Source organism: Protofrankia sp. Cr1, from assembly GCF_963555865.1.
GTDB lineage: Bacteria > Actinomycetota > Actinomycetes > Frankiales > Frankiaceae > Protofrankia.
Genome location: NZ_CAUVXO010000189.1, coordinates 5766 through 9513 on the forward strand (window position 1 = coordinate 5766; position 3748 = coordinate 9513).

A 3748-nucleotide genomic window follows, 5' to 3' on the forward strand; every position below is an offset into this window, starting at 1 on the left:
TGGTACGGGCGCGAGGAATCGGCAGCCAGCATGTTGACAGTGTCTACTTCCCGTGGCACGCTCGTCAATGTTGTCACCGTCAACTTCAGGAGACGTGGTCCCGATGCCTCCCATGAGCTCCCGCCGCCGGCTCGCGGTCCTCGCGACCGTCTGCCTGGCCGTGTTCGCCATCAACCTCGACACCACGATCGTCAACGTCGCCCTGCCCGACATGGCCCGTCAGCTCGGCGCGACCACCCGCGACCTGCAGTGGATCGTCGACGGGTACAACCTGGCCTTCGCCGCGCTCGTGCTCACCGGCGGGTCGATCGGCGACCGGTTCGGCCGCCGCCCGGTGCTGCTCGGCGGGCTCGCCGGCTTCGCGATCGCCAGCGGGATCGGGGCGCTGTGCACCGGAGCCGGCGCGCTGGTCGCGGTGCGCTTCGTCATGGGCGCGTTCGCCGCACTCATCTACCCGACGACACTGTCGATCATCACCAATGCCTACCCCGAGCGCGCCGAGCGCGCCAAGGCGATCGGCGTGTGGGGCGCGGTCACCGGCCTCGGGGTCGCCATCGGTCCGGTCACCGGCGGACTCATCCTCGCCCACGCCTGGTGGGGCGGGGTGTTCCTCGCGCTCGTCCCGGTCGCGCTGGTCGCGGCAGCCCTCGCCGTCGTGCTCGTGCCCGAGTCCCGCGACCCGCACGCGGCCCGGCTCGACCTGCCCGGTCTGGCCACCTCGTCCGCCGGCATCGGACTGCTCGTCTACACGATCATCGAAGGGCCGCACCGCGGCTGGACGTCGCCATGGTCGATCGTCGGCTTCGCCGCCACCGCGATCATCGCCGCCACGTTCGTCACCGTCGAGCGGCGCCGCGTCGACCCCATGCTCGACGTGAGCCTGTTCCGTACGCCGGCCTTCTCCGCCGCGAGTGGCGCGGTGACCGTCGCGTTCTTCGCGCTCTTCGGCTTCATCTTCCTGATCACCCAGTACTTCCAGTTCATCCGCGGCTACAGCACCATCTCGACCGGCGTGCGGATCCTGCCGGTGGCCATCACCATCGCGATAGGGTCGGTGCTCGGCGCGGCGCTGGCCGGCCGGCTCGGCACCCGCATCATCGTCGTCACCGGGTTGCTGCTGTTCGGCACGGCGTTCGCCTGGATCGCGGTGTCAGCGACCTACGAGTCCTACCTGCAGATCGCCGCACAGATGGTCATCATGGGCACCGGCCTCGGCCTGACGACCGCCCCGGCCACCGAGTCGATCCTCAGCGTGCTCCCGGCGGCGAAGGCCGGGGTCGGGTCCGCCGTCAACGACGCCACCCGGGAGGCCGGCGGCACCCTCGGCGTCGCCGTCATCGGCAGCGTGTTCACCTCGATCTACGTCCACCATCTCGCCGGGACGACCGTCGCCGCGCTGCCCCGCGACGTGGCGATCGCCGCCCGCGACTCCGTCGGCGCGGCGATCACGACAGCCGCCAACGCCGCACCCTCGCTGAGCCACCAGCTCGTCACCGACGTCAACGCGTCGTTCATGAGCGGCCTGCACATCGCCTGCCTGGTCGCCGCCGGCGTGTGTTGGCTTGGCGCCGTCGGCGCTCTCGCCCTGCCCGGCCGCCGCGACATGCGGACGCCGCAGCCCGAACCAACCGTGGTCACGGCCGCCCCCGAGCCGGCGGCGGCCGGCTGAAACACACCGCCCCGCAGAATTTCGGGACAAGAGAACCTCGACGGGTTCAAACGATCGTAGCGATGGCGTGGGGTTGTTACAGGGCTCCAGTAAAATCGCTCGCTGGCAGATCGTGATGGCTTGTTCACGGATGGCCGATGGTCGTACATGATGTCGCTGGCCGACCGTTCCGCGCCGCTGGACCAACGGCGTTGCTCCCTGTGTTCGGCCGAGTGCCCGACCCGCGGGCCCGGCGCGGAGCACGCCGCTGAAGCATGCGCCGAGTACTCCCGTGGCGAGTTCACCACCGGACGGGAGGCACGCGCCCGTTACGGGCTGCCCCCTCTCGATGGCACCCGCTGAGACCTACCACGCACGCATCACCCCTGCTGCATGGCGCAGCCTCAACAGGCTACCGCCCCGCGTTCACGCTGGGATCATCGATTTCACTGCTGGTCGGCTGATGACCGACCCTCGGCGCATCGGCTATCCGCTTGGCCTACCGTTCGCTGGCCAGCACGCCGCCCACTACGGCGCCGAATACCGTGTCCGCTACGAAATCGATGAAGACCATCATGCGATCGTCATCCTCCGATTCGACCACCGCAGCAGCACCTACGGTCGATAACGCCGTCGACGTCTCACAAACCTGCCGGGGCCCGAAAGTCATCCGTAAGCCTTGACCGGCGCTTCCGTCTCGCTCGATGATCAAATTGATCGCCCACCGGGCCACCAGCCGGACCCGGCCCGCCACCGGGTGAGGGTGTCCTCGGCCCGTGTCCGAGCGGCCTATTGTAGGAAAAGTGACACCAGACGCCCAGTCCGCGATCACCGCTGTCCGACGCTCACACGAGCGGTTGCAAGCCGTCGTCGAGCCCCTCACCGCCGACCAGCTCCGCGGTCGCTCCTATGCCACCGACTGGACGATCGCCCAGGTGCTGTCCCACCTCGGCTCAGGTGCGCAGATCAGCGCACTCGTACTGGACGCCGCGCTCGCCGGCCGTCCTGCCCCGGACCCGACGGCCTTCGCCGCTATTTGGGATACATGGAACGCCAAGACACCCGACCAGCAGGCCAGCGACGCCCTACCCGCCGACCGGGCGCTGGTCGAGGCATACGAGGCGCTGGACGCCGACCAGCACCGGCAGCTGCGCGTTACGTTTGGCCCGATGGAGCTCGATGCCGCCGGCATGGCGCGGCTGCGCCTCGGCGAGCATGCCGTGCACACCTGGGATGTCGCGGTCGCGCTCGATCCGGCAGCGACCGTGGACGGGGTGGCCGTTGGCGAGCTCATCGACGGGCTCGGCGGGCTCGTAGGTTTCGTCGCGAAACCGACCGGTACGTCCATCCGCCTGCGGATCACCACCCACGATCCCAAGCGGGAGATCGTCCTCGACGTCGACGACTCCGTGCAGCTGGGTGGCTGGGACGGCCAGGAGCAGCTGCCACGACTTTCGCTGCCCGCCGAGGCGTTCCTGCGCCTGGTGTACGGCCGCCTTGACCCTGACCACACCCCGCCGACGCAGGCCGACGGCGTGGATCTCGACCAGCTGCGCACGGTTTTTCCCGGCTTCTGAGTCCGCAGTCGCCGGCGAGGTAGACGGCTGCTCCGGCGATTACCCCCGAACCGGCGGCCGGCTGAAACACACCGCCCGCAGAATTTCGGGGCGGTGGATTCACACCCGGATATCGAATGTGGGAGCATCCGTGGCGTGGTCAACGGAGACGACGCACGGCTGCCCACGGTCTTTGTCAGCTACACACAGGCCGATCGAACGTGGGCCGAGTGGATCGCCTGGGAACTCGACGGCGCCGGGTATGACGTACGGATTCAGGCGTGGCATTCAGCGCCGAGCACGAACTGGGCAGCATGGATGCAGCGGACCGTCAACGAGGCCGACCACACGCTGGTCGTGTTGTCACCGGACGCGCTTCGTTCGGATTATGTCGAGGCGGAGTGGCAGGCCGCTTTCCGGGATGACCCGCTGGGACGTCGGCGGCGCCTGATCCCGGTCCGCGTGGCGCCGCTTGAACGTCCCGGACTGCTCGGCGGTTACACATGGATCGATCTTGTCGGCCTGTCGGCGGACCCGGCCCGGG

The 3748-nt window shown here is 69.0% G+C and carries 4 protein-coding genes; 3 read left to right on the forward strand and 1 reads right to left on the reverse strand.

The genetic code is table 11. The features are described from left to right. Positions 1–103: 103 nt before the first annotated feature. Entirely contained in the window at positions 104–1669 is a 1566-nt protein-coding gene (locus U9980_RS15505) for an MFS transporter (RefSeq protein WP_322768564.1), read from the forward strand. Between the two features lie 478 nt (positions 1670–2147). On the opposite strand, the gene U9980_RS15510 is transcribed toward U9980_RS15505, so the two are convergent. Then, positions 2148–2402, reverse strand: a complete 255-nt coding sequence (locus U9980_RS15510; RefSeq protein ID WP_322768565.1) for a hypothetical protein — start codon at positions 2400–2402, stop codon at positions 2148–2150. Between the two features lie 22 nt (positions 2403–2424). Between U9980_RS15510 and U9980_RS15515 the strand changes: the two genes are divergently transcribed. Together U9980_RS15515 and U9980_RS15520 are read left to right on the forward strand one after the other, a co-directional pair. Continuing rightward, positions 2425–3225 carry a maleylpyruvate isomerase family mycothiol-dependent enzyme gene (locus tag U9980_RS15515; protein ID WP_322768566.1) on the forward strand — a complete coding sequence of 267 codons (801 nt, stop codon included), beginning with the start codon at positions 2425–2427 and terminating at the stop codon, positions 3223–3225. Positions 3226–3360: 135 nt separating this feature from the next. Beyond that, positions 3361–3748, forward strand: a 388-nt coding sequence (locus U9980_RS15520) for a toll/interleukin-1 receptor domain-containing protein (RefSeq protein WP_322768567.1), incomplete at its 3' end; no start/stop codon positions are given.